This window comes from Cryobacterium cheniae (assembly GCF_004403395.1).
Taxonomy (GTDB): domain Bacteria; phylum Actinomycetota; class Actinomycetes; order Actinomycetales; family Microbacteriaceae; genus Cryobacterium; species Cryobacterium cheniae.
In genome coordinates, this window is record NZ_SOGN01000041.1 from 99440 (window position 1) to 124489 (window position 25050).

Genomic DNA, 25050 nt, shown 5'->3' on the forward strand with positions numbered 1-25050 from the left:
GTCATGACGGATTCCACCCGGCTCGCCGCCGGCGACCAGGCCCCCCGGTTCACCCTGTCCGACCAGGACGGGAGCACCGTCTCGCTGGCCGATTTCGCCGGCTCGAAGGTCGTCCTGTACTTCTACCCGGCGGCGATGACGCCCGGCTGCACGAAGCAGGCCTGCGACTTCCGCGACAGCCTCGACCCGCTGGCGGCGGCCGGCTACCGGGTGCTAAGCGTGTCAAAGGATACCCAGGTCAAGCTGCAAAAATTCCGGGAGACCGAGCGGCTGACATTCCCGCTTCTCAGCGACCCCGACCTCGCGGTGCACACGAGCTACGGTGCGTGGGGCGAGAAGAACCTCTACGGCAAGACGGTCACGGGCGTGCTGCGGTCCACCTTCGTGATCGACGAGGCCGGCACGATCGCGCTGGCCCTCTACAACGTGAAGGCCACCGGGCACGTCGCAAGCCTGCGCAAGAAGCTCGGCCTGCCTGCCTGACCGAAACGGATGCCGGCACCCGGCCCCCACGGGCCTCAGGACGCCCGTGGCGCCCTCCGTCGAAGCGGAGCGCGCCTCGGCTCCACCGTGCGTCTGCCACCGCCGCAGCGGCGCTACTGCGGCGCTGCGGCGGCGCTACTGCGGCGCTCCGTCCTCCGAATGCGCCGATGTCGTCTCCGCGATCACCCGCGGCTGGAACAGCAGCACGAGGACCACGACCGAGGGCAGGAGAAGCGCCCAGCCGAGGTCGGGCCGGGCATAGAGCCCCTGGAAGGAGCCGACGGCAACCGCGATCTGCACCAGCTGCCAGGTGACGGCCGCGCCCCGGATCCAGGACCGGCGCCGCAGCGAGTTCACCGCGATGGCGGTCACCCAGGACGCGCCGATGAGTACCAGCACCAGGACGGCGAGAGCCGTGGCCAGAGAGGTCGGCGTAGCGGTCAGCAGCTCGAGAATGAGCCAGAGGACCGCGGCCCAGAGGAGGGCGGCCTCCGCGTAGAGGATTGCGGCGAGGAGCAGCACGGCCCGTGGCCGACGCACCGTGCCGCCCCGATTCTCGTCGCCGCTGTGGTCTGACCGTGCATTCACAGAGATATCCCATTCAAAACTATTGATTTGACTCCACCATTATGCGACCATATTTGAGGCCCGGTTGACGCTCACAGGGACGTGAGTCGATCTGAACAAGTAGATCCATTACCTTTCCTGCAACCGGCAGCCTCTCATCTTCGGCCAATCGGCCAGGCATCCCCGCAATCAAGGAGCACCCCCTATGGACTGGCGCGACAAAGCTGCCTGCCTCACCGCTGACCCGGAACTTTTCTTCCCCGTCGGTAACACTGGACCCGCCGTGGACCAGATCGAGAAGGCGAAGTCGGTCTGCGCTCGCTGCAACGTCACCGAGGTGTGCCTGCAGTACGCCCTTGAAACCGGGCAGGACTCCGGAGTCTGGGGTGGACTGAGCGAAGACGAGCGTCGCGCGCTCAAGCGCCGCGCGGCCCGCGCCCGGCGCGCGTCCTGACGCGGCGCCCCCGCGGCACAGCAACACAGTGAAAGGCCCGGCTGAAGAGCCGGGCCTTTCACTGTGTGGTCCGGCGCGGTGCTACGCCTCGCGCATGTACCGCAACGGGATCTCGATGGTCACTTCGGTGCCGCTGCCCATCATGGTGTGCCAATCGATGCTGCCGCTGAGCTCCCCCTGAATCAGGGTGCGCACGATCTGGGTGCCGAGTCCCGACCCGACCTTGCCCTCAGGCAGGCCCGTGCCGTTGTCGCGCACCCGCACGGTGAGGGTCTCCTCGTTGCGCTCGGCCTCGATCGACACCTCCCCCTCGCGACCGGCCAGCCCATGCTCGACGGCGTTCGTCACGAGCTCGGTCAGCGCGAGGGCGAGCGGGGTCGCGTAGGCGCTGGGAAGGATGCCGAAACTGCCGGACGATTTCGGATGCGCCGTGGTGTTGTGCGCGGACGCCACCTCCATGATCAACAGCAGCACCCGGTCGAACACCACGTCGAAGTCGACCTTCTGACTGAGCCCCTCGGACAGCGTGTCGTGCACCACGGCGATGGCGGCCACGCGCCGCATCGCCTGGTTGAGCGCTTCCCTGGCCGTGTCGGAATGCGTGCGGCGGGCCTGGATCCGCAGGAGCGAGGCCACCGTCTGCAGGTTGTTCTTGACCCGGTGGTGGATCTCCCGGATGGTGGCATCCTTCGTGATCAGCTCACGTTCCTGGTGTCGCAGCTCGGTGACATCCCGGCAGAGCACGATGGCCCCGATCCGTTGGCCCCGGTTGCGGATCGGGATGGCGCGCAGCGAAACCGTCACGCCCCTGGCCTCGACGTCGGTGCGCCACGGCGCCCGGCCCGTGACCACGAGCGGCAGGGTCTCGTCGACGACCGCCGTTCCGGTGAGCAGGCTCGTGGTCACCTCGGCGAGCGATTCGCCCTCGAGCTCGTCGGCGAATCCCATCCGATTGAAAGCGGAGAGGGCATTCGGACTGGCGAAGGTGGTCACACCGTCGACGTCGAGACGGATGAGCCCGTCCGAGGCCCGCGGGGCGCCGCGCCTCGGGCCGGTGGGCGCGCCCAGATCGGGGAAATCGCCGGACGCGATCATGGCGAAGAGGTCATTGGCGCAGTCGTTGAAGGTCAGTTCCTGCCGGCTCGGCGTTCGTGCCTCGCTCAGGTTCGTGTGCCGGGTGAGCACCGCCACCGGCGTGTCCGAGATCTGCGAGCCGCTGGAGCTGAGCCGCCGCCGCACCGGGATCGCGCGCACCCGGGTGGGGGTCTCCTCGTACCAGTCGGGAGCCGTGGTGTCGATGATCTTCGCCGTCTCGTAGGCCTCGGTGACCTGCTGGCGCCACTCGACCTTGATGCTCTGCCCGACGAAGTCCCGATAGAAAAGGGTGGCGGCGCTCGACGGCCGGGCATGGGCCACGGCCACGAAGCCGCCGGTGCTGCTGGGCACCCAGACCACGATGTCGGCGAAGGCGAGGTCCGCCAGGAGCTGGCCGTCCGCGACGAGCATATGGAGCCAATCCACATCCTCCGCGCTGCTGCGGCCCTGGGCGAGTACGAGGTTACTGAGCGTCGACACGGTTCATAGCCTAGGCCCCCGCACGCGTGATGGTGCCTCAAGGCGGATTGGGCCAAGCTGAGCCTATGAGCACAGCAAGCGGGAAACCCGATCGGACCCTGGTGGTCCTTCTGTCCGTGATCGGAGCGCTGGTCGTCATCGCCCTCCTCGTCGTCTTCACCGGCGGCGAACCCGAGAAGCTGGACCCGGACACCCCGGAAGGCGTCGTCCAGGCCTACACCGCGGCCATCATCGACGGCGACGAGCAGGCCGCCGGCGAGTACCTCACCGAGGGCGCGTTCGAGGGGTGCGAGGACTTCGACCGGGGGCCCACCGACAACCCGCGGGTCACCCTCGTCTCGACCACCGTTCGCGCCGAGTCCGCCGACGTGAAGGTGTCCATCGTCACCTCCTACGGCAGCGGCCCCTTCGGCGCCGACGAGTATGAGACCCAGGGCGTCTTCGACCTGGTTCTTGCCGACGGCACATGGCTGATCGAGGACGCCCCCTACGAGCTCAGCTTCTGCCCGAACCCGAAGGCCGGCTCCTGATGGTCGGCGTGGTGCTGCTGGTCGCCGTCCTGGTGATCGGCGGCGGCATCGCCGGCATCGTGATCGCGGTGCGCAAATCGTCCCCGCACGGGGAGAGCGCGGCCCAGCCCACGGTGCGCCGGGTGATCGTGTTCGTCCTGCTGTTCGCCCTGGTCGTGATCGCCGCCATCGGGGTGAGCGGCCTGCTCGGGCGCCTCCTCGATGCCGGCAACGCGCTCGCCTCCAGCGACGTCTCCGGGCTCGCCCGCTCGCTCGCGTTCACCCTCATCGCCGGCCCGTTCGCCGCGGTGCTCTGGTGGGTGCTGTGGCGCCGGATGGATGGTGCGGAACGGTCATCCATCGCCTGGGGCCTCTATCTGGCCGGTATGTCCACGGTCTCCCTGGTCACCTTCAGCACCGCCCTGCTGACCACGGCGGCCGTGCTCGTGCGCGGGGACTGGCGGCCGCGTCTCTTCGCCACCGGCGTGGTCTGGGCCGGCGTGTGGGTCTGGCATGTGTGGATGTCCCGGGACCGGGAGAAGAGTCCCACCCGGCTCGTCACCGTGGCCCCGATCCTCGGTTCCGTCTTCGGTCTCGTGATCGCGGTGGGCGGCGCCGTCACGGCGATCAGCTCCCTGCTCGACGCCGCCGTGGACGCCTTCGCGCCGAGCCTCACCCAGGGCGACCCCTGGTGGCGGTTGACCCTCCAGGCGCTGATCTGGTTCGCCGGCGGGCTGGTCGTCTGGTGGTGGCACTGGATCCGGGGCCGGGCCCGCGATCTGCGCGGAGGCCTCGCCGATCTGGCGCTCGTGGCCGTGGGCGTGGCCGGGGCGGCCATCCTGACACTGAGCGGGGCCGGAACCGTGCTGTTCGTGCTGCTCAGGCTGGCCTTCGACCGCACCGACCCGGTCACCGACATCGTCGGCCTCCTCGGCTTCGGCATCTCCGCAGCCGTGATCGGCGCGCTGGTCTGGAGCTACCACCGTGGACTGACCCTGGGCCGGTCGCCACCGACGAGACTGGCGACGAAGCTGGTGACCTCCGGCGTGGGTCTCGTGTCCGCGGCCACCGGGCTGGGCGTGGTGGTGAACGCCATCCTCGCCACCACCACCACCCCGCTCGCCGGTTCGGACGCCCGGTCCCTCCTGCTCGGCGGCATCAGCGCCCTCGTGGTCGGCGGCCCGGTCTGGTGGCTGGCCTGGCAGCCGACGCAGCAACTCTCCCCCGCGGAGGTCCACTCCACGGGGCGGAGGGTCTATCTCATCCTGGTGTTCGGCGTGAGCGCGGTCGTCGCGATCGTGACCCTCCTGGTGATCGGCTACCGGCTCTTCGAATTCGCCCTCGGCGACTTCACCGGGGACAGCTTGGTCGACCGGGTGCGGGCCCCGCTCGGCCTGCTGGTGGCCACCGGCCTCGTTGCCGGCTACCACTTCGCCGTCTGGCGACGCGACCGCTCGGTGAGCGCGGCGGCCCCGCAGCCGGCGCGCACCGTCGGCCGGGTGATCCTGGTCACGGATGCCGACCCGGAACCCTTGAGCCAGGCGATCGGCGCGGCCACCGGCGGCGCGGCCGTCTCCGTGCTGAAGCGCGCCGACGGTGCCGGCTCCGCGGCAACGCCGGAGCAGCTCACCCGGGCCCTCACCGGCGTGACCGGAAAACGGGTGCTGGTCGTCACCGGCCCCGGCGACCGGGTCGAGGTGATTCCGCTTCGGGACTAGCGTCACCGCCGGCCCGCTCAGGTGGCCACGGCGGGCCGCCGCCATCGTGATTCCCGGCGGCGTCGCCCTGTGGCGGGCGCGGGCACCGGCAGCAGTTCCGTGCGCACGAAGCGACGGATGCTGGTGCGCGCCGGGGACTTCGGCGCGGCGTCCCGCAGCGTGCGCCCGGCGACGATGGCCGCATCCGTGGACGGCTGGTCCTGCGGCACCAGGATCGGTGACTCGATGCCGCCGAACCGCCGCAGCGCCGACACGACCTGCCCGTTCGGGTCCAGCCCGACCGCGCCCCGGCGCACCCGGTTCATCACCACGCTGACCTGGGCGGTCGTGACCACATCGGCCAGGTCCACCCAGGCGCGCAGGAACCGGGCCATCCCGACCGGGTCTGCGAGCCCGCAGGCGACGACGTGGTCGGCCAGTCCGAGGCCCGTGAGGGTGGCGGCGTTGCGGCGTGGCGCGAACAGGTCGCTGGAGATCTCCTCGTCGCTTTCGAGGCTGAACCCGGTGTCGAGCACGACATAGTCGACCCAGTTGCGCAGTGCGTCGATGGTGCGCGTCACCCGCTCGCCGGAGAGCTCGGGCCAACGGGACGGCCGCCCGATGCCGGTGAGCACCCAGAAGGCTCCCTGCGGGGAGTTGTAGCGCTGGGCGATGCGCTCGAACTCGGAGCGGGTGAAGCTGTCCGAGCCCGCCAGGCGGCACGCGGCCGCGAAACCCGGCGCCTCGTCGAGCATCCCCAGGCTCGGCGCCACCGAACCGCTGTAGGTGTCGATGTCCGCCAGGGCGACGGTGTGCCCGGCGGCGGCGATCTCCGCCGCGATGTTGATCGCCAGGGTGGTGCGGCCCGGGGCTCCCGCGGGACCCCAGACGGCGATGACCGTGGCCTGCCGCCGCGCCCCGGGCGAGCCCGCGGGATCGCCGACCCGCAGCGGAATGGCAAACCCGGCGCCGATCAGCGCCTCGGTTTCGGCCCAGTCGGCGGCGGCGTCCACCACGTCGAAGAGCCCGAGCCCGGCCGCATTCCGCCGGTCCTGGTCGTTCGCGGCGAGCGCGATCACCCGGGCGCCGTGGGCGTCGCAGGCGGTGATCAGTTCGGCCGTGAGCGTGGCGCGGCCTGCACCGACGATCACCACCTCGGGTGAGCTCTGCCGCAGGGCGAGGATCACGTCGCCCGCCGTCGCCGAGCGCGCCACGATCACATGGCCCTGCTCGATGATGTCAATCAGCAGCCGGTCTTCCGTGTGCCGGTCGAGAGCCAGCGCGAGGGTGGCCACGATCACTGCTCCAGCGGTTCGTTGACGGGCACGACGGCGATGGCGTCGCGGTTCGCGATGGACTCGAGCACCGCGGCGACGGCGTCCTTGGGCACCAGAATCTCCAGTGTTCGGATGCCGCCTCCCGCCACGAGACCGGTCGGCTCGACCAGGCGCACGACCGCGGCCTGGTCGACGAGCACCGTCGGGGGCCCGAACGTGTTCGGGTCGGTCTTGCGTGCGGACCAGACATCGACCACGGAACCGGGGCCGATGTTCGCGGCCAGGCCACTGGTCAGCTCCACCACGACGCTTGTGACCTCGGTGCCGGTGGTGCGCCCGACCGCCGAGGCCGGAACGAGTTCCCCCGCAGCGATCGTGCGCGTGACGACCAACCCGTCGTCCGGCAGCCGGTCGGGCGTCACGTACAGGTCTCCCGTTCCGCCGAGACGCACCTGCGTGGGGACCAGATCGGCCGCCTCCACCCGGTCCCCCACGGCGAGCGCCGAGCGCGCGGTGAAGACCGCCGTGGTCTGGTCGCTGGCGGAGACGATCAGGTAGACGCCCCCGACGGCAGCGACCACCAGCGCCAGCCCGATGGCGAAACGGGGGTCGAACCAGAATCTGCGTCGTGTGTTCCTTGCCGGCTTGCTCACGGTCGCCTGCCTCCCCCGTACTCAGTCGTTGATGCTGCCTCGTCGGTACTGACTCGTTGCTCGAGAGTTCGTCTCGAACTCCATCGTGACCGTCTCCGCCCCCACGCGGGAAAGTTATCCACAGCCTCATTCCAGTCGGATGCGGGGCCGCCCACCGACGGATAATCGATTCATGAACGATTCCGAGGCTGCCTCCGGCGTGGGCCGGTTCCTCACCCTCGCCGACACCGCGGAGATCCTGTCGCTGACGGCGGCCGAGGTGCTGGAGCTGGTGCGCACCGGCGAGCTGCCCGCCATCCGGCTCGGCACCCAGAGCACCCGGGCGGGCGAGTCAGGCACGATCGGTGCCGGCGGCGCGGGTGTGTGGCGGGTCGAACGCATCGTGCTCGAGTCCTTCATCGAGGCCAAGTATGAGGAGGCCCGGCGCATGTCGCTGTGGCAGCAGTCTGACTTCGGAAACATCCCCGAGCTGTCCGGCGGCACGATCATCCGTCCCGACGACTGACCCGGCCCAGGGGCCGGTGGCCCGCGCTTCCGCTGTCAGGGCAGCCGCACGAGCTGGATCTCGGCCACCGGCACGATGCGGTACTGGTGCACCTCCGCTTCGCGCCGCAGGGTGCCCGGAGCGTGCAGGGCCAGGTCGATATGGTCCCGTCCGACCCGGTCGATGGTGCCGGGAAGCACGCCGGCCCGGGTGTGCACCTCCACGTTCGAACGCCGCCGGCAGAGGTCCCGCAGCACGAATGCCAGGCCGATGCGGTCCACGACCCGGGCGGCGGATTCCGGCTCGGTGCCCAGCGACACGGGGATCTCCCCCCGGCGCAGGACGACCCCGGCCACGGCGGACAGCGGGAGCACGCATTGGGAGCCGGTGGAGGGGGAATCCAGCAGATCGCCCGCGAGCCAGTCCCGCCCGAAGGTGGTCGGGCGCACGGTGATCGTCTCCCCCAGCGCGAGCACGATTCGCAGCACTCCCGTGCCGGGCGCACGCGCGAGACCGGTCAAGCGGTTGCGCAGGGACAGCCGACCCAGCCGCAGCCGCTCTTCCTCTGCGCGCAGGTCGATCTCCTCGGCGCGCAACTCGTGTTCGAGCTGCCCCTCGAGGTCGTCGAACAGGTTGTCCCAGCGCACATCCCGAAGTTAGCCCGCCCCGCCGAGACCCTGCCCGGGTTATCCACAGGCCTTATAAACACTCGACACCGCCGGCCCGGGCTGGTTGAGTGTCGATCAGCGTTCAGGCACCCCCAGATGGGGGTGCCCCGGCTCACCGTCACCTGCTCCGCCGCACCCCTGATCCACCCGAACCCTTGAGCCACCCGCATGCCACGGCAGGTCTGCCACTGACAGCGGATTCACGCACCTCGGAGGAGTCATGAGCGATCCAGCCGCCACCCCGGCACGCCAACCCCGCTCACGGGACAACAAGTTCGTCGAGGACGATTTCTTCGGCCACCAGCCCAGCACCCGGGACCAATTGCCGGACCCGGAACCGCTGCTGATCAACCTCACCCGCTGCGTGATCGAGGTGCTCGCCGGCGCCCGCGAGCTCGACCAGCTCGCCCGGTGGGTCAGTGACGACGTTTACCGGCACCTGCTGAAACGGGTGGTGCTCTCGGCTCGGGCGCGCTCCGTCAAGGGTCAGAGGGCCCAGCGCCCGGCTTTCACGATCGGCCGGGTCACGATTTCCGAGCCCCGGGACGGTGTGATCGAGGCCGTGGTGATGGTGCACAGCAAGGTGCGCGTGCGCGCCGTGGCCCTGCGCCTGGAGGGTTTGGACCAGCGCTGGCGGGCGAGCGCCATCAACGTGTTGTGACCGGCAGCCCCGCTACTTCTTCCCCTGCGCGCGCCGCTCGGAGCGATTGGCCGGAGCGGGCTTCGCGGCGTCACCGCGCTGGCCGAATGTCCCGCGCTGGGGCGGTCCGGCCGCCACGTCCGGCTCCGCCTCATCGACGGGGTCCGGAGCGCTCGCCCGGCGGGCACGGTCCGTGGCGGCCTGCTGGATCTGCCCGCGCTGGTTGCGCACCTCGACGCCCCCCGAATCGCTCGGGGCGGTGTAGCTGAGCTTCTCCTCGGGGGCCGCGGACGGGGCGAGCCCCTTGGCGGCGACGACGGGACCGGCGACGGCGCCCGGCGCCTGGCTGACCTCAACCTCGAGGTTGAACAGGAAGCCGACGGTTTCCTCGCGGATCTGACCCATCATCTGCTGGAACATGACGAAACCCTCGCGCTGGTACTCCACCAGCGGGTCGCGCTGGGCCATGGCGCGCAGGCCGATACCGTCCTTCAGATAATCCATCTCATAGAGGTGCTCGCGCCAGCGGCGGTCGATGACCGACAGGACGACGCGGCGCTCGAGTTCACGCATCGCCGGGGAACCCAGCGACTCTTCCCGGTGCTGGTAGGCGACTTTGGCATCCGAGAGGATCTCACGGCGCATGAAGTCGCGGTTGATCTTGCCGCGGTTGCCGGCCTCGGCGACAACCTCGTCGATGGTCAGTCCCACCGGGTACAGCGTCTTGAGCTCGGTCCACAGGGCGTCGAAGTCCCAGTCGTCGCCGTTGCCCTCACCCGTGTGCACCTCGAGGACCTCGTCGACGACGTCTTCCAGGAAGCGCTGCGTGCGCTCGTGCAGGTCGTCGCCCTCCAGGATGTGGCGGCGGTCGCCATAGATCGCCTCGCGCTGGCGGTTCAGCACGTCGTCATACTTGAGCACGTTCTTGCGAATCTCGGCGTTGCGGCCCTCGACCTGCGCCTGCGCGCTGCGGATGGCCCGGCTGACGACCTTGGATTCGATCGCCATGTCGTCGGGAATCCCCTGGCGGCCCATCAGGCTTTCGGCGGCGCCCGCGTTGAAGAGTCGCATCAGGTCATCGGTCAGGGACAGGTAGAAGCGGCTCTCACCCGGGTCGCCCTGGCGTCCGCTGCGACCGCGCAGCTGGTTGTCGATGCGGCGGGACTCGTGCCGTTCGGTGCCGAGCACGTAGAGGCCTCCGGCATCGACGACCTTCGCGGCTTCCACGGCGACCTCCGCCTTGACGGCGTCGAAGACGTCGTCCCAGGCGATCTCGTACTCTTCGGGGGTTTCGACCGGGCTCAGGCCCTTCGCGTTCATCTGGGCGACGGCGAGGAACTCGGCGTTGCCGCCGAGCATGACGTCGGTGCCTCGACCGGCCATGTTGGTGGCGACGGTCACCGAGCCCAGGCGTCCGGCCTGCGCGACGATTGCGGCCTCCCTGGCGTGATTCTTGGCGTTGAGCACCTCGTGGCGCACGCCCTTCTTGGCGAGCAGTCGCGACAGGTATTCGCTCTTCTCGACGCTCGTCGTACCGACCAGGACCGGCTGGCCCTTCTCGTGCCGGACGACGATGTCCTCGACGACCTGGCCGAACTTGGCCTCTTCGTTCTTGTAGATCAGATCGGACTGGTCGATGCGCTTCATCGGCTTGTTCGTGGGGATGGACACCACTCCGAGCTTGTACGTGCTCATGAACTCGGCGGCCTCGGTCTCCGCGGTACCGGTCATGCCGGACAGCTTCGAGTAGAGCCGGAAGTAGTTCTGCAGGGTGACCGTCGCCAGGGTCTGGTTCTCCGCCTTGACCGCGACACCCTCCTTGGCTTCGATCGCCTGGTGGATTCCCTCGTTGTAGCGACGGCCCATCAGGATGCGCCCGGTGTGCTCATCGACGATCAGCACCTCGCCGTTCATCACGACGTAGTCCTTGTCTTTCTTGAACAGGGCGTTGGCCTTGATCGAATTGTTCAGGAAGGAGATCAGCGGGGTGTTCGCGGACTCGTACAGGTTGTCGATGCCGAGGTAGTCCTCGACCTTTTCGATGCCGGGTTCCAACACGCCCACGGTGCGCTTCTTCTCGTCGACCTCGAAGTCGACGTCGGGGATCAGCTTGGTCGACAGGCTCGCGAACTCGGTGAACCAGCGGTTGGCCTCGCCGGATGCGGGACCGGAGATGATCAGAGGCGTGCGAGCCTCGTCGATCAGGATCGAGTCCACCTCGTCGACGATGGCGAAGTAGTGGCCGCGCTGCACCATGTCGGAGGCCTGCCAGGCCATGTTGTCGCGCAGGTAGTCGAAGCCGAACTCGTTGTTCGTTCCGTAGGTGATGTCGGCCAGGTACTGCTCGTGGCGTTGGGCGGGCGTCTGCCCGGACAGGATGCAGCCGGTGGTCATGCCGAGGGCGCGGAACACGCGCCCCATCAGCTCACTCTGGTAGCTGGCGAGGTAGTCGTTGACCGTGATGATGTGCACGCCGCGGCTGGTGATGGCGTTCAGGTATGCCGCCGTCGTGGCCACGAGGGTCTTGCCCTCGCCGGTCTTCATCTCGGAGATGTTGCCGAGGTGCAGGGCCGCCCCGCCCATCAGCTGCACGTCGAAGTGGCGCAGCCCCAGGGTTCGGGTCGAGGCTTCGCGCACGGCGGCGAACGCCTCGGGCAGCAAGTCGTCCAGCGACTCACCACCCGAGTAGCGCTCACGCAGCACCACGGTCTCGTTCTTCAGTTCCTCATCGGTGAGGTGGCTGAAATCATCTTCCAGCGCGTTGGTGGCCTTCGCATACTGCTCGAGACGACGCAGTAGGCGTCCTTCACCGACACGAAGTACTTTTTCCAGAATTGAGGCCACGAATGCACTCCACTAGTCGTCACGGCGTGTGCACACGCCTGTCGTCGTTGCCGCACGCTCACAGCGTCCGGCATGCGGCAACTATAACAAGGCTAGATGGTCAGTTGCTGCGCTCCCGGGAGGGCGGCACGGCTTCCCCGGCCTCATCGGCGTTCTCGTCCAGTTCGATCACGCCGTAGTCCCAGCCCTTGCGGCGGTAGACGACGCTCGGGCGCTTCGTGACGGCATCCTGGAACAGGTAGAAGTCGTGACCGACGAGTTCCATGAAGTAGAGGGCGTCATCGACGGTCATCGGGGCCGCCGCGAACACCTTGCGCCGGATGACGACCGGGTTGTAGACGTCGTCCGTTTCTTCGGCCGCGGGCGCTTCAGACTTCACGACGGGGATCGCACCGGTGCGCACCCGCTCGAGGACCTCGGCGTCGGCCGGCGTGATGTCGACCACGCTGAAGTCGACGGATGCCGCGTCGTGCAGGGAGATGGGCCGGTGGGCCCCGCCACGGTGCAGCTTCTGGCGGTCCTTCGCGCGGCGCACCCGTTCGAGCAACCGCCCCAGGGCGACGTCGAACGCCGCGTACTTGTCGGAGCCGTCGGCTTCGGCCCGCACGATCGGACCCTTGCCGATCAGGGTCAGTTCGACCCGGTCGTTGCCCGTGGCACCGTTCTTCTCACGGTGGCGGCTCAGCTTGATCTCGAGAGCCAGCGCCTTGTCGGCGAGGCCGGCGACCTTCTCGGCCTTCTCGGTGGCGTACTCCCGGAAACGATCAGTGATCCCTAGGTTTCGTCCAACGATGTTAGTTTCCATGACGACCTCCAGATCTGGCGAACCGCCCGTATCTGGGCGATTATTACGCGCCTTCACGACCACCGTAGCCGTGTGCGAGGGATAAGTCACAGCCTTTTGTCAATCTGTTTCCGATGAACGTCTGGCGACGGGGAAACGACGCCGTGTTTCCGCCAGAGTGGCCACGCCGACGACTTCGCCGCCCGCAGCGAGCACGGCGCGTCGCACCTCGAGGATCGTGGCCCCGGTGGTCAGGATGTCGTCGACCACCAGCGCACGGAAGCCGTGGAGCGGACGGAGAGCGACCAGCGAACCGGTGCGGTTCCGCCCCCGCTCCGCGCTGCCCAGGCCGACCTGGTCCTGCGTCTGGCCCACGGGCCGGAGCACCGGGGTCGCCCGGAGCCCGGAGTGGCCGAGCAGCAGGTTGACCGGGTGATAGCCCCGGATGCGCCACGCCTGCCGGGACGAGGGGACGGTCACGAGGTGCACGCCGGCACCCTCCAGGACCGGTTCCAGCGCCGCGGACACGGCGGCCCGGAGCGGAGCGGCCAGCGCGCCGGCGGCATCCGTTCGGCCACCGTCCTTGAACGCCCCCAGGACGCGGCGGGCCACCCCGGAATAGTCCAGGGCAGACCACACCAGCACGCCCGCTCGTTCGGAGCCGTGCACCTGAGGTGCCAGCCCGGCCAGGCAGACCCCGCACAGGGCGCGGTCGGGCAGTCCGCAGCCGCTGCACTCGGTGGGCATCACCACCGCCCACGCGTCGAGGGCGGCTCGGGAGAGACCATGTGGCGGGCGCATCCCGCCATCGTGGGGGTCAAGGCCCGGCCGGCCCGGCCGCGAGGCGGAGACCGGTGCGGAACAAGCTCCCGCACGATCGGTGGAGGAGCTACCCGACGATCCCCTGCTGGGTGGCCAGGAGAGTGACACCGACCAGTCGTTCCTGCCAGCCGGCACCGCGCTGCACCAGGAGGCCGCCAGTGGACGAGAGGGCACGCAGGTCGCGCAGATTGTTGCTGCCGACCATCGTGACGCTGTCCGGCGCGGACTCGAGGCGCGTGCTGAGACCGCCTGGTTGCACGGCCAGGATCCGTTCCTCACCGCTCGGCAGGCGGGTCAGGCAGGCCACGGTGAGCTCGTCGATCCAGGCCGCATCCACGGCCGTTCCTTCCGGCGCGGCCAGAAGCACCGCGTCGCCCAGTGCCACCGGGGTGCTCTTGTCCCGCCTGATGGCGGTGACGACGAATCGGCTGTCCTTGCCGGACTGGACCAGGGCGATCAGCCGGGTGCCGTCCCGCGACACGCGCAGCGACTGGATCGCCGCGGCCTCCGGCCAGGGTGTGGGAACGGCGGTCGCATCGCCGTTCGGGCCGTAGACGAACAGCTCCCCGGGACGGGCGGCGGGCACCGACCAGACGAAGCCGTAGTTGTCGATGGAGGGTGCGATCAGACCCTGGCGGGGATCGAGCTGCACGGGGTCGTCGCCGACCCGGACCCCGTAGACGCCCGATGCGCTCAGCACTGCGGCCGCCGTCTGACCGGGCGAAAGGGTGACAGCGGTCGGACCCAGGGCGACGATCGAGGCGGACAGGCCGGCGATCGGGGTGATCGAGGAGCCGCTCGCCGCGAGGAACCCGAACTCGCCGTCCCGCAGGATCAGCGCCCGTGCGTCGACGCGGGAATTCACGGTCGGGGCGTTCGCGCTCAGCTCGACGATGTCCTGAAGGTTGCGGTTGACGGTGATGGTGGCGGTCAGCCCGGCCGGGAGGCTGTTGGAGAGCTGGGCCTGCATGCGTTGCAGGGTGACCCGGTCGGCCTTCAGGGCTTCGCTGTTGAGGTCGACCTTGGCGTCCCTGGCGACGACCTGCACGGCATCCGCGGTGAGCTTCGTGCCATCCGGAAACGCCGTCACGACGGCCCCGGTGAGCCAGGGGCTGGGGCCGTCGAGCAGTCCGTTGACGATCTTGGTCAGGGTGGCCCCGCCGCGCGGGTACCAGCGCAGATCGGGCACCAGGTAGCCGAAGCCCGGGTCGTAGAAGTAGAGCGCCTGGGATGTGAAGACATCCTGGAAGATGTTCCGGTCGACCACGGTGCCGTTCGGGGCCGCTCCGATGCGCCACTGGCCGCCGACCTGCACGAACTGGTAGCGGAGGGCCACGGCGGTCGGTGACTCGACCTCGCGGTACTCGCCGCGCTCATCCACCTCCGCGATCGGATTCACCGAGAACTGCATCTGGCCCTCGCTGACGGCGACGATGCTGCGCCCGGTGGCGTCGTCGATGGTCACCCCGGTGTCCGGCTCCCAGGAGCTGCTGTAGTTCGGCGCCAGGAACTCCCGGGCGATTGCGTAATCGTTGTCGGGGCTCGTCGCCGCGTCGATGAAGCCGCGCAGGATCGCCTCGGGGGTGGCGTCCTTCTGCGGCCGCGAGGGCAGGAACACGGGCGCCGGGGTGGCACCGGGCTGCACGGCCTGCCCTTCGCGCACTCCCCCGTCGCGCGGGATGCCCGCGCATCCGGTCAGAGCCACCGCGAGCGCGACCAGGCCCGCGAACATCCGGGTTCGACTACGCATAGTGCCCTTCCGTTCCTCGGGCGGCCGTGGCGCCGCCGGCATCGGCCGGAGGCAGTGGGCTCGGCGAACTCGAGAGCGTTCCGTTCGCGGTGCGCGGCAGGGTCAGCCGGAAGCAGGAGCCCTCCCCCGGGTGCGACCAGACCTGCAGCCAGCCGCCGTGTACGACGGCGTCTTCGAGAGAGATCGACAGTCCGAGGCCGGTGCCGCCGATGGTGCGCTTGCGCGACGGGTCGGCCCGCCAGAACCGGTCGAAGACATGGGCCATCTCCGACTGGCTCATGCCCATGCCGTAGTCGCGCACCGACAGGGCCACCGCGCTCTCATTGCTGTCCACGGACACGATGATCGGCTTGCCCTCCCCGTGCTCGATGGCGTTGCCGATCAGGTTGTGCATGATGCGCCGGATGCGGCGGGGATCGACGTCCGCGTCGAGGTGCCCGCCCGGCGCCACCAGGGTCAGCACCGTGCCCTTGGAATCCCCGAGGGAGCGCAGCCCGTCGATGGCGTCTTCGGCCAGGTGCACCAGGTTGGTGGGTTCGGTCTCCAGTTCCACCGACCCGGCGTCGTATTTGCTGATCTCGAGCAGGTCGCTCAGCAGCAGCTCGAACCGCTCGACCTGCGTGTGCAGGAGTTCGGCCGTGCGTTCGACCGCCGGTGGGAACGTGGACCGGTGGTCGTAGAGAACGTCGCCGGCCAGCCGGATCGTCGTCAAAGGGGTGCGCAGCTCGTGCGAGACGTCCGACACGAAGCGCTGCTGCACCTCGGACAGGTCGGCGAGCTCCTTGATCTGGCTCTGCAGGCTGTCCGCCATCCCGTTGAAGGACCGGGCCAGCGTCGCGATGACGTCTTCGCCCTTCTCCGGGATGCGCACGCCGAGGTCGCCGGAGGCAAGCCGCTGGCTGGTGGCCGCGGCCACTCGGATCGGGGTGACCACCAGGCGCACCACGATCCAGGTCACCGCGCCGATCAGCAGGATCAGCACCAGGCCGGCGATGCCGAGGGTGCGCTGCACGAAGGCCAGGGTCGCCTCGGCGTCGGCCAGGCTGTAGCCGATGTACAGCTCGTACCGGCCGGCCACCGGCACGGTGAGCTGGGAACCGACGACGATGCCGGGCACCTGCCCACCGTCATCCGTCGCCAGAGTCACCGACTGCCAGAACTGCTCCCCGGCGTTCTCCTGCACCTGGAGGCGGAGATCGGGCGTGATCACTCCGGTCGAAGCCCCGAACGACGAGGAATCCTGCGGTGCAACGGTGGAGGCGTCCTGGCCGGGAGCCCGGAAGATGGCGATCATCTGGGACGAGGATGCCGCGGTGACCAGGGTGCGGGCGGAGCCCACCAGGGTCTGCACCTCCACCCGGTCCGCGGCGTCGGAGGCGTCGAAGATGCCCTGGGCTGCGGTCGTGGCCCGGTTCGAGTCGACGAGCACCTGGTTCAGCCTCGACTGGAACAGGTCGTTGCCCACGCTCACCGAGATGTAGACCCCGACCACCATGATGGCCACCCCGGACAGCGCCACCGTGATGGTCACCGTGCGGAACTGGAGCGAGGACCGCCACAGCCGGGCGATCCTGGTCGGCCAGCCGCGCCAGTCCCGCCAATCCCGCCAATCCCGCCAATCCCGCCAGGTGCTGCGGGTGTACCCGGTGCCGCCAACCACGAGGAATCTAGCCGGCCGCGCCGGCCCGATAGCCGACCCCGCGCACCGTCATCACGATGCGGGGGTTGTCCGGGTCGTCTTCGACCTTGGCGCGCAGACGCTGCACGTGCACGTTGACGAGGCGGGTGTCCGCCTTGTAGTGGTAGCCCCAGACCTGCTCCAGCAGCATCTCCCGGGTGAAGACCTGCTGGGGCTTGGACGCGAGAGCCAGCAGCAGATCGAATTCGAGAGGGGTGAGGTTGATCTGCCGCGTGCCGCGCCTGACCTCGTGCCCGGCGGCGTCGACGACCAGGTCCCCGATCTGCAGGCTGGCGGGGGTCTCCGCCGAAACCGGGCGCAAGCGTGTGCGGATGCGCGCGACCAGTTCCTTGGGGTTGAACGGCTTGACCATGTAATCGTCCGCGCCGGACTCGAGGCCCTTGACGACATCCGTCGTGTCCGTTCGCGCGGTCAGCATGATGATGGGGGTGCCGGATTCGGCGCGGATCAGGCTGCACACCTCGATGCCGTCAAGGCCGGGAAGCATGAGGTCCAGCAGGACCAGGTCGGGCTTGACAGCGTGAAAAGCGTCCAGGGCCAGAGAGCCGTCGGCGCAGAAGACCGGCTCGAAGCCCTCGGCGTTGAGCACTATGCCGATCATTTCGGCCAGCGCGGTGTCGTCGTCGACGACAAGAATGCGTGCGTTCATCAATCCGTTTTCCGCTCAGTCACCCAAAATTCCCCGGTGAGTCCTGCAATCACTGGCTTAAGAGTAGTCGACGGCACCGTGTGTACGCTCAAGACGCTCATGACTCTCCGAGGTATGCCAGCATAGATCTCGTGACGGACCCGCAGAACTGGCACTCCCCGACCGACGACGGCCGCAACGTTCCGGTCGGCGACGAGCAGAAACCACCTCTCGCGCCCGCCGGCTTCGTGCCGCCGGCGCTGCCGAACGGTGCTCTCGGCGCGGGAACGCCCCCGGCCTGGGGCCCCGCGCAGGCGTGGACGCCCCCGCCGAGGCCGGGGCTGATCCCCCTGCGGCCGCTGGGTTTCGGAACCCTGCTGTGGGCTCCGTTCCAGGTTCTGCGCCGCAATCCGAAGGCCACCTTCGGCAGCGCGCTGCTCGTCCAGGCCGGCGTCGCCCTGATCGCCGTCGTCGTGGTGGGCCTGGTCTCGTACTTCGCACTCGCACGGGTGGAGAGCGCTCCGCTCGAGGACCGCGACGCGCTCCAGGCCGGGGCGACCCTCGGCATTGTGCTCTCGGCCATCGTGCCGGTGGCTCTGGCCGTGGTCGCATCCGCTCTGTTGCAGGGTGTCATCGTGATCGAGGTGGCCCGCGCCACGCTGGGAGAGAAGCTGCGTCTCGGCGCCCTGTGGCGCGCCGTGCTGCCCCGACTCTGGCCGCTGGTGCTCTGGACCCTGATGTTGAGCGCGGGCCTGATCGCGGCCATCGCCCTCGTGGCCGGAATCGTGGTGTTCTTCGTCTCCCTCGGCGGATCGGGCGTGGGCGTGGCGGTGGCGACCGGCGTCCTCGGCACGATGGCCCTCATCGCACTGGGCATCTGGGTGTTCACCAAGACCTCGCTCGTGCCGAGCGTGATCGTGCTGGAACGACTGGGCATCCGGTCGGCGGTGGGGCGGTCCTGGTCATTGACCCGCGGCTACTTCTGGCGCACGTTCGGCGTGCAGCTCCTGGTTTCGGCGGTCGTGAACGTCGTCTCCCAGATCGTGACGACGCCGCTGTCCCTGCTGTTCGGGGCGGCCGTCTCCCTCGTCGACCCGAACGCGGCGTTCGATGGGTACCTCCCGTCGATCATCCTGTACGTGCTGACCATTCTCATCGGCCTGGTGCTGGGGGCCGTCGCAGCCGTGGTGCAGTCGGCCACGAGCGCCCTGATCTACATCGACCTGCGGATGCGCAAGGAGGGCCTCGACCTCGAACTGGCCCGATTCGTCGAGGCAGCGCCCGGCTCGGGCGAGGATCCCTACCTGTCGAAGACGGCGGGCACCCCGGAGGCCGCCTGGGCATGATCGAGGGGTGGCACATTCACACGCTGATCCGCGGGGCGATACCGATCGATCCCGACGCGCCCGAAGCCCGGCAGTGGCTGCGGGAAGAACTCGCCAAAGCCCCGTACGAGGCCGCCCGGCCCACCTGGTTCGACCGGTTGTCGACCTCGGTCCTCGACTGGTTCACCTCCCTCACCGCGCCATCGGCCGACGGGTTCGCCGCCTGGGTTCCGCTGCTCCTGACCGTGGCCGTGGTGGTCATGATCGTTGCGGCCGTCCTCATCTTCGGACTGCCTCGGCTGAACCGACGCAGCCGGCTCGCAACCGATCTCTTCGGCGTCGACGACCGTCGTGCCGCCACTGACCTCCGACGTGCCGCGCTGGCTGCCGCCTCCCACCGGGACTGGAACCTGGCCAGTGCCGAAATGTTCCGGGCGCTGGCGCGCGGATTGTCCGAGCGCACCATCCTGATCGTGACGCCGGGCACCACGGCGCACTCCTTCGCGGCCCGGGCCGCCGAGGCTTTCCCGGGCGAACGGGTGCGCCTCGCCGACGCGGCAGAGCTCTTCGACGGGGTGCGCTACCTGGGGATCGAAGGCACCGAGCAACGCTTCCTCGCTCTGGCCGCGCTCGAAAGCGACCTGCGGGCCGCCCGACCGCTGCACCGCGAGGACCCCGCACAGACGAAGCAACCATGAATTTCCTCAGGACTGCGGCGGCCTCCCCGCCGGCCGAGGACGCCGTCTCCTCCACACCGACCCTGCGGGAAGCGGGGCGCCGGGCCCGGTACTGGCTGATCGCCGGTATCGGCGCGCTGCTCGTCGCCGTCGTCGGCACCGTTCTCGCCGCGGGCGGCGGTACCGGCGGAAAGCCCCTCGAGGCCGACAGTGCGGCGCCCGCCGGCGCGCGAGCGCTCGTCGAAGTGCTCCGCCGGCAGGGCGTCGACGTCACCACCGCCGACACCCTCGCGGAGGCACGAAGACTGGCCGGCGCCGCCGCCGACCCCACCGTGTTCTTCTTCGACGAGAGCGGCTACCTGACCGACGACCAGCTGAGCGCGATGTCCGCCCTCGCCTCGCGCACGGTCGTGGCATCCCCGGATTTCCTGATCCTGCAGACGTTGACGCCCTCGGTGGGTTTCGGCGGCGTATCCCCGGCCACGGTTTCCCGCGCCGCTTGCACGGTCGAGGCCGCGGTCAAGGCCGACAAGCTCTCGCCCGGTGGGCCCACGCTCACCATCCCGGCCGACGACGCCGAGCTGACCGGATGCTTCCCCTCGGGGGAAAACGCCTTCGCCCTGGTCGGGCGGGTCACCGCCGACCGGACTCTCACCCTGATCGCCGACGGAACGCTGTTCAGCAACGAGAGGATCGGCCAGGCCGGACATGCCGCTCTCGCCCTCAACCTGCTGGGCGCAGACGACGAACTCATCTGGTACCTGCCGACGATCGCCGATGTGCCGGGCACCGGGTCGCCGTCCCTCGGCGAGCTGACGCCCGGCTGGGTCACACCGACCCTCATCCTGCTGGTGCTGGTCGCACTGGCCGCGGCCGTCTGGCGTGGGCGGCGCTTCGGACCTCTCGTCGTAGAGAACCTCCCGGTCACCGTGCGGGCCAGCGAGACGATGGAAGGCCGCGCCCGGCTCTACGCGCGCAGCAACGCCCGTCTGCGCGCTCTCGATGCGCTCCGGGTCGGAGCCGTGCAGCGCCTCGCCGGCCAGGTCGGGCTGTCCCGGCTGGCGAGCCTCGACGACGTGATCGCCATGGTCGCCGCCGTGACCGACCGGTCGCCGGCCGACGTGCGGGCCGTGCTCGTGGACGCCGTCCCGACCAAAGACTCCGAACTGGTCGGTCTCTCCGACCGCATCCAGGAACTTGAGCGGGCCACGGCCCGCGCGACCACGCCCCTGCCACCCGGAAGAATGGACTCATGAGCACTCATCCCGCCGTCGATACCCTGCGAGGCTCCCTCGCCCAGGTGCGTACCGAAGTCGGCAAGGCCGTCGTCGGACAGGACGGCGCGGTCACCGGGCTGATCATCGCGCTGCTCGCCCGCGGCCATGTACTGCTCGAGGGAGTGCCGGGCGTCGCCAAGACCCTTCTGGTGAGGTCCCTGAGCCAGGCGCTCAGTCTGGAGACGAAGCGGGTGCAGTTCACACCGGACCTGATGCCGGGCGACGTGACCGGCTCACTGGTCTACGACGCCCGGGTGGGCGACTTCGAGTTCCGGAAGGGCCCCGTCTTCACCAATATCCTGCTCGCCGACGAGATCAACCGCACCCCGCCGAAGACTCAGTCGGCCCTTCTCGAGGCAATGGAGGAACGCCAGGTCAGCGTCGACGGCCTGTCTCTCCCCCTCCCGGACCCGTTCATCGTCGCCGCGACCATGAACCCGATCGAATATGAGGGCACGTACACGCTGCCGGAGGCCCAACTCGACCGGTTCCTGCTCAAGCTCGTACTCGAGGTACCGGAGCGGGATGCGGAATTCGAGGTGCTCCGGCGCCACGCCGAGGGCTTCAACCCCCGCGATCTGGCCGGAGCGGGAGTCACCGCGGTTCTCGGCGCGGAGGAGCTGGTGAAGGCCCAGGCCGCCGTGGCATCCGTGGGGGCCAGCCCGGACGTTCTCGCCTACATCGTCGACCTGGCCCGCGCCACAAGAAGCAGCCCGTCGGTCAAGCTCGGCGTCAGCCCGCGCGGCACGACCGCCCTCCTCGCCGCGGCCAAGGCGTGGGCCTGGCTGAGCGGCTACGACTCGATCACCCCGGACCATGTTCAGGCGATGGTGCTGCCGGTCTGGCGGCACCGCGTGCAACTGCGACCGGAAGCCGAACTCGAAGGCGTGTCCGTGGACGCGATCCTGCGGGCCGTGCTCGCCCAGGTGCAGGTGCCGATCTAAGTGACGCTCACCGGTCGGTTCGTTGCTCTGCTCGCGCTCGGCGCCCTGCCGATCGTGCTGCTCGGGAGCACTCCGGGGACGGCGGCAACCGTGCTGGGACTGTGGGTGCTCGCCCTGCTTGGGCTCGGCATCCTGGACCTGATCCTGGCCGGTTCGCCGCGGAAGATGATTCTTTCCCGCAGCCTGCCCTCCCGGGTACGCCTGGGCGAAAGCGTGACGAGCGACCTGTACCTGACGAACACCGGGGCCCGGCGACTGACCACGGTGGTGCGGGATGCCTGGCAGCCGTCGGCCGGAGCGGGCAACAACCGCACACCGCTGGTGCTGCCTCCCGGCGAACGCCGGCTGGTATCGCTGACGCTGACGCCGCTTCGCCGCGGAGAACGCCGGGTGGACCAGGTAACGGTGCGCTCGTTCGGGCCGCTCGGGCTGTGGGCACGTCAGGCCACGCTGCAGGCGCCGGGCCAGATCCGGGTGCTTCCGCCCTTCAACGCGCGCAAACACCTGCCGTCGCGGATCACCCGGCTCAAGGAACTCGACGGGCGCACCAGCCTCCTCGTGCGCGGCCAGGGCACCGAATTCGACTCGCTGCGCGAATATGTGCGCGGAGACGACGTGCGCTCGATCGACTGGCGCGCCACAGCCCGGCACGGCGACACCATGGTGCGCACCTGGCGTCCCGAACGGGACCGCCGGGTGGTCATCCTGATCGACAGCGGCCGCACCTCGGCCGCTCGCATCGACGACGAGCCTCGCCTCGACACGGCCTTCGAGGCGTCGCTGCTGCTCGCCGCGCTGGCCTCCAAGGCAGGCGACCACGTCGATTTCGTCGCCTATGACCGTCGGGTGCGCGGCCGCGTGCAGGGGGCGCAGGGAGCGGAACTCCTCTCCCGCATGGTCGACGCCATGGCTCTGATCGAGCCGGAGCTGATCGAGACGGACTGGTCGGCCGTTGCGGGACAGGTGCGCACGGTGACCAGCCACCGGGCCCTGGTCGTGCTGATCACATCGATCGATGCGGCCGGAGCCTCGAGCGCCCTACTATCGGTGCTTCCCCAGCTGACCCGCCGACACACCGTGATCGTCGCATCCGTCACCGACCCGACCACTCTGGAGGCCACGCGGACGCGCGGCAACCGGGAGGAGATCTACCGGGCGGCGTCCGCCGAGCGGGCGCTGCTCGACGTGGCGCGGGTCTCCGCCGCCATCCGTCGTCAGGGCGCCGACGTCGTCACCGGCTCCCCCGCCGACCTGCCGCCCGCTCTGGCCGATCGTTACATCGCGCTCAAAGCCGCCGGCCGGCTCTAGCCACTACGCCGCGAAGATCCGTGTGCTGCCGGCCTCGAATTCGGCCAGGTCGCCCGTCTCGCCGGCCCGAACGGCGCGACGCCCGAGCACCAGCATGTAGGCGAGGAAGGCGAGCAGGGCACCCGCGCCGATGCCGATCTTCACCGGCCACGGCCACGGCGCCGGCGTGACGAACCCCTCGATCACACCGGCGACGAAGAGAACGAAGACGAGGCCGATGGCCACCGTCGAGAGGGCGCGCGCATCCTCAGCCAGAGCCTGCGCACGAGTGCGGGCCCCCGGGGCGATCCAGGCCCAGAAGATGCGCAGTCCGCCGGCGGCAGCCACGAAGATCGCGGTCAGCTCGAGCATGCCGTGCGGCGCGATATAGAGGAAGAACACGTCACCCTTGCCGTAGGCGAACATGACCGCGGCCGTGATACCCACGTTCTGAGCGTTCTGCAGCACGATATAGGGCACGTAGACGCCGAGGATCCCGAAGGCGATGCACTGAGCGGCGACCCACGCGTTGTTGGTCCAGACCAGGCCGGTGAAGGATGCCGCGGGATTCTCCGAGTAGTAGTTGACGAAGTCCTCGTTGACCAGCTTCTGCAGCTCCGCGTCGGAGCCGACCGCAGCCAGAGCCTCGGGGTTGCCGGAGATCCAGAAACCGTAGAGGCCCGCGACCACGATGGTCACCACGGCCACGGCCAGAGTCAGCCACCGCAGGCGGTAGAGCGCGGCCGGCAGCTGCAGCACGAAGAAGCGGGGGATCTGGGAGATCACATTGGCGCTCGCCCCGGTGAACCGCAGCCGTGCGCGGGACAGCCCCACCGAGAGCCGGTCGCCCTCCAGGGTCGAACCGGCCGTCGATTTGATCACCGACAGCTGCGTCGCCCCGGATTGGTACCGCTCGATCAGCTCGTCCGCCTGCGCGCCGGAGAGCCGCCGCTGGGCGCCGAGCTCAGCCAGGCGGTCCCACTCGGCGCGGTGCGCCGCTGAATACGCGTCAAGGTCCATCTGCTCTAATAGTAGACATGGAGCAGCCCGGCAAGGTGGCCGATCACGGCCAGTATTCGTGGAGCGAGCAGGAACTGGTCACCGGCGAAGCCGTTGCGCTCGACGTGCGGCCGGCCAGCATCATCCTGCGCGCAGCGGGCACGATCATCGATTTCTTGGCCTACATCCTGCTGTTCCTGGGGATGGCCTTCCTTGTGACCGGGCTCACCGGAGCGGCCGTCGACAACGCGCTCGGGCGGGCACTCGGAATCGCCGGCCTGGTCGTCTGTCTCCTCATCGTGCCGATGTCCGTCGAAACGGCCACCGGCGGACGGTCCCTCGGCAAGGTCGTGATCGGCGTTCGCATCGTTCGCGATGACGGCGGCGCCATCCAGCTTCGCCACGCCTTCATCCGCGCGCTGCTCGGCGTCGTCGAGATCTACCTGACTTTCGGTGGCCTCGCCGCCACCACCGCGCTTCTGAACGGCAAGTCCAAACGCCTCGGCGACCTGCTGGCCGGAACGTACAGCCAGCACGAACGGGTTCCCCGCCTCACGGAACAGTCGGTCGCACTGCCGCCCGTGCTCGACGCCTGGGCCCAGACGGTGGATATCGTGCGGCTCCCCGATCGCCTCTCCCGCCGTATCGCTCAGTTCCTGCGCCAGGTCGACAAGCTGACCCCGGCCACCCGGCTGCGCCTCGCCGACAGCCTGGCCGCTGAGGCCGCGCCGTTTGTGTCTCCGACGCCCGCTGTTCCGTCGGAAGTCTTCCTGGCCGGGGTCGCCGCGGTGCGGCGCGGCCGTGAGGCCACGGCGTTGCAGCTCGAACGGGAGCGCCTCGACCGCCTGCAGCCCATTCTGCACACCCTGCCGCACGGCTTCCCTCAGCGCTGAGGCCCCGGCCCATTTCCGCGCCGGCTCCCCGGGGAGGGTGGTGGCGGCGCAGGGTGTGGAGGCGGGCGCATGTTCTACCGTGCGCCGGCCCAGGCAGGGTGCGCCGCGAGACGT

The 25050-nt window shown here is 69.4% G+C and carries 24 protein-coding genes; 12 read left to right on the top strand and 12 right to left on the bottom strand.

The window, feature by feature from the left end:
• Window positions 1-3 precede the first annotated feature (3 nt).
• Complete coding sequence (bcp, locus tag E3T23_RS09130; RefSeq protein WP_134370064.1) at window positions 4-483, top strand: thioredoxin-dependent thiol peroxidase; 480 nt, start codon at window positions 4-6, stop codon at window positions 481-483.
• Window positions 484-618: 135 nt separating this feature from the next.
• On the opposite strand, the gene E3T23_RS09135 is transcribed toward bcp, so the two are convergent.
• Window positions 619-1071 (bottom strand): hypothetical protein, encoded by a 453-nt coding sequence (locus E3T23_RS09135; protein ID WP_241977796.1) that lies wholly within the window; start codon window positions 1069-1071, stop codon window positions 619-621.
• A 184-nt stretch (window positions 1072-1255) separates the two neighbouring features.
• On the opposite strand from E3T23_RS09135, the gene E3T23_RS09140 reads away from it, so the two are divergent.
• Window positions 1256-1504: a WhiB family transcriptional regulator gene (locus E3T23_RS09140; protein ID WP_035837005.1), complete on the top strand. Its 249-nt coding sequence runs from the start codon at window positions 1256-1258 to the stop codon at window positions 1502-1504.
• A gap of 81 nt (window positions 1505-1585) precedes the next feature.
• On the opposite strand, the gene E3T23_RS09145 is transcribed toward E3T23_RS09140, so the two are convergent.
• Window positions 1586-3079, bottom strand: coding sequence for a sensor histidine kinase (locus E3T23_RS09145; RefSeq protein ID WP_134370065.1), 1494 nt, complete (start codon window positions 3077-3079; stop codon window positions 1586-1588).
• Between the two features lie 65 nt (window positions 3080-3144).
• Between E3T23_RS09145 and E3T23_RS09150 the strand changes: the two genes are divergently transcribed.
• Window positions 3145-3609, top strand: a complete 465-nt coding sequence (locus E3T23_RS09150) for an LpqB family beta-propeller domain-containing protein (protein WP_134370066.1) — start codon at window positions 3145-3147, stop codon at window positions 3607-3609.
• Window positions 3546-5306: a DUF5671 domain-containing protein gene (locus E3T23_RS09155; protein ID WP_241977797.1), complete on the top strand. Its 1761-nt coding sequence runs from the start codon at window positions 3546-3548 to the stop codon at window positions 5304-5306. Before E3T23_RS09150 ends, E3T23_RS09155 begins: the two co-directional genes overlap by 64 nt.
• Before the next feature lie 17 nt (window positions 5307-5323).
• Here E3T23_RS09155 and E3T23_RS09160 read toward each other — a convergent pair whose 3' ends face one another.
• Window positions 5324-6580 (bottom strand): CpaE/TadZ family protein, encoded by a 1257-nt coding sequence (locus E3T23_RS09160; protein ID WP_174843864.1) that lies wholly within the window; start codon window positions 6578-6580, stop codon window positions 5324-5326.
• 2 nt (window positions 6581-6582) lie between these two features.
• A complete protein-coding gene (locus E3T23_RS09165; RefSeq protein ID WP_134370067.1) occupies window positions 6583-7215 on the bottom strand; it encodes a hypothetical protein in 633 nt (210 codons plus the stop codon).
• Between the two features lie 172 nt (window positions 7216-7387).
• Between E3T23_RS09165 and E3T23_RS09170 the strand changes: the two genes are divergently transcribed.
• The gene (locus E3T23_RS09170; RefSeq protein WP_134370068.1) at window positions 7388-7720 is read left to right on the top strand and encodes a helix-turn-helix domain-containing protein; all 333 of its coding nucleotides are present in this window, start codon (window positions 7388-7390) and stop codon (window positions 7718-7720) included.
• Window positions 7721-7755: 35 nt separating this feature from the next.
• Here E3T23_RS09170 and E3T23_RS09175 read toward each other — a convergent pair whose 3' ends face one another.
• On the bottom strand, window positions 7756-8346 hold the full coding sequence (locus E3T23_RS09175) for a hypothetical protein (RefSeq protein ID WP_134370069.1): 591 nt from the start codon (window positions 8344-8346) through the stop codon (window positions 7756-7758).
• Window positions 8347-8587: 241 nt separating this feature from the next.
• Between E3T23_RS09175 and E3T23_RS09180 the strand changes: the two genes are divergently transcribed.
• Window positions 8588-9028, top strand: coding sequence for an Rv3235 family protein (locus E3T23_RS09180; RefSeq protein ID WP_241977799.1), 441 nt, complete (start codon window positions 8588-8590; stop codon window positions 9026-9028).
• Between the two features lie 12 nt (window positions 9029-9040).
• On the opposite strand, the gene secA is transcribed toward E3T23_RS09180, so the two are convergent.
• From secA to mtrA, 6 genes are all read right to left on the bottom strand, one after another.
• On the bottom strand, window positions 9041-11851 hold the full coding sequence (secA, locus tag E3T23_RS09185) for a preprotein translocase subunit SecA (RefSeq protein ID WP_134370070.1): 2811 nt from the start codon (window positions 11849-11851) through the stop codon (window positions 9041-9043).
• Between the two features lie 100 nt (window positions 11852-11951).
• Window positions 11952-12656 carry a ribosome hibernation-promoting factor, HPF/YfiA family gene (gene hpf, locus E3T23_RS09190; protein ID WP_134370071.1) on the bottom strand — a complete coding sequence of 235 codons (705 nt, stop codon included), beginning with the start codon at window positions 12654-12656 and terminating at the stop codon, window positions 11952-11954.
• A gap of 99 nt (window positions 12657-12755) precedes the next feature.
• Window positions 12756-13436: a ComF family protein gene (locus E3T23_RS09195; protein WP_134370072.1), complete on the bottom strand. Its 681-nt coding sequence runs from the start codon at window positions 13434-13436 to the stop codon at window positions 12756-12758.
• Between the two features lie 88 nt (window positions 13437-13524).
• Window positions 13525-15207, bottom strand: coding sequence for an LpqB family beta-propeller domain-containing protein (locus E3T23_RS09200; RefSeq protein ID WP_166806261.1), 1683 nt, complete (start codon window positions 15205-15207; stop codon window positions 13525-13527).
• Window positions 15200-16867, bottom strand: coding sequence for an MtrAB system histidine kinase MtrB (gene mtrB / locus E3T23_RS09205; RefSeq protein ID WP_134370074.1), 1668 nt, complete (start codon window positions 16865-16867; stop codon window positions 15200-15202). Before mtrB ends, E3T23_RS09200 begins: the two co-directional genes overlap by 8 nt.
• Before the next feature lie 7 nt (window positions 16868-16874).
• Window positions 16875-17555: an MtrAB system response regulator MtrA gene (gene mtrA, locus E3T23_RS09210; protein WP_134370075.1), complete on the bottom strand. Its 681-nt coding sequence runs from the start codon at window positions 17553-17555 to the stop codon at window positions 16875-16877.
• 131 nt (window positions 17556-17686) lie between these two features.
• Between mtrA and E3T23_RS09215 the strand changes: the two genes are divergently transcribed.
• The 5 genes from E3T23_RS09215 to E3T23_RS09235 are packed head-to-tail and all read left to right on the top strand — an operon-like array spanning window position 17687 to window position 23065.
• Window positions 17687-18880, top strand: a complete 1194-nt coding sequence (locus E3T23_RS09215; protein ID WP_134370076.1) for a hypothetical protein — start codon at window positions 17687-17689, stop codon at window positions 18878-18880.
• Complete coding sequence (locus tag E3T23_RS09220) at window positions 18877-19557, top strand: DUF4129 domain-containing protein (protein WP_134370077.1); 681 nt, start codon at window positions 18877-18879, stop codon at window positions 19555-19557. The genes E3T23_RS09215 and E3T23_RS09220 overlap by 4 nt, the downstream gene beginning before the upstream one ends.
• Window positions 19554-20792, top strand: coding sequence for a DUF4350 domain-containing protein (locus E3T23_RS09225; RefSeq protein ID WP_134370078.1), 1239 nt, complete (start codon window positions 19554-19556; stop codon window positions 20790-20792). Before E3T23_RS09220 ends, E3T23_RS09225 begins: the two co-directional genes overlap by 4 nt.
• Window positions 20789-21757 carry an AAA family ATPase gene (locus E3T23_RS09230; protein WP_134370079.1) on the top strand — a complete coding sequence of 323 codons (969 nt, stop codon included), beginning with the start codon at window positions 20789-20791 and terminating at the stop codon, window positions 21755-21757. Before E3T23_RS09225 ends, E3T23_RS09230 begins: the two co-directional genes overlap by 4 nt.
• Window positions 21758-23065, top strand: a complete 1308-nt coding sequence (locus tag E3T23_RS09235) for a DUF58 domain-containing protein (protein WP_134370080.1) — start codon at window positions 21758-21760, stop codon at window positions 23063-23065.
• Window positions 23066-23068: 3 nt separating this feature from the next.
• Here E3T23_RS09235 and E3T23_RS09240 read toward each other — a convergent pair whose 3' ends face one another.
• Entirely contained in the window at window positions 23069-24064 is a 996-nt protein-coding gene (locus E3T23_RS09240; RefSeq protein WP_134370081.1) for a stage II sporulation protein M, read from the bottom strand.
• Between the two features lie 17 nt (window positions 24065-24081).
• Here E3T23_RS09240 and E3T23_RS09245 point away from each other — a divergent pair, with 17 nt between their 5' ends.
• Window positions 24082-24936 (top strand): RDD family protein, encoded by an 855-nt coding sequence (locus E3T23_RS09245; protein ID WP_134370082.1) that lies wholly within the window; start codon window positions 24082-24084, stop codon window positions 24934-24936.
• Window positions 24937-25050: the final 114 nt, after the last annotated feature.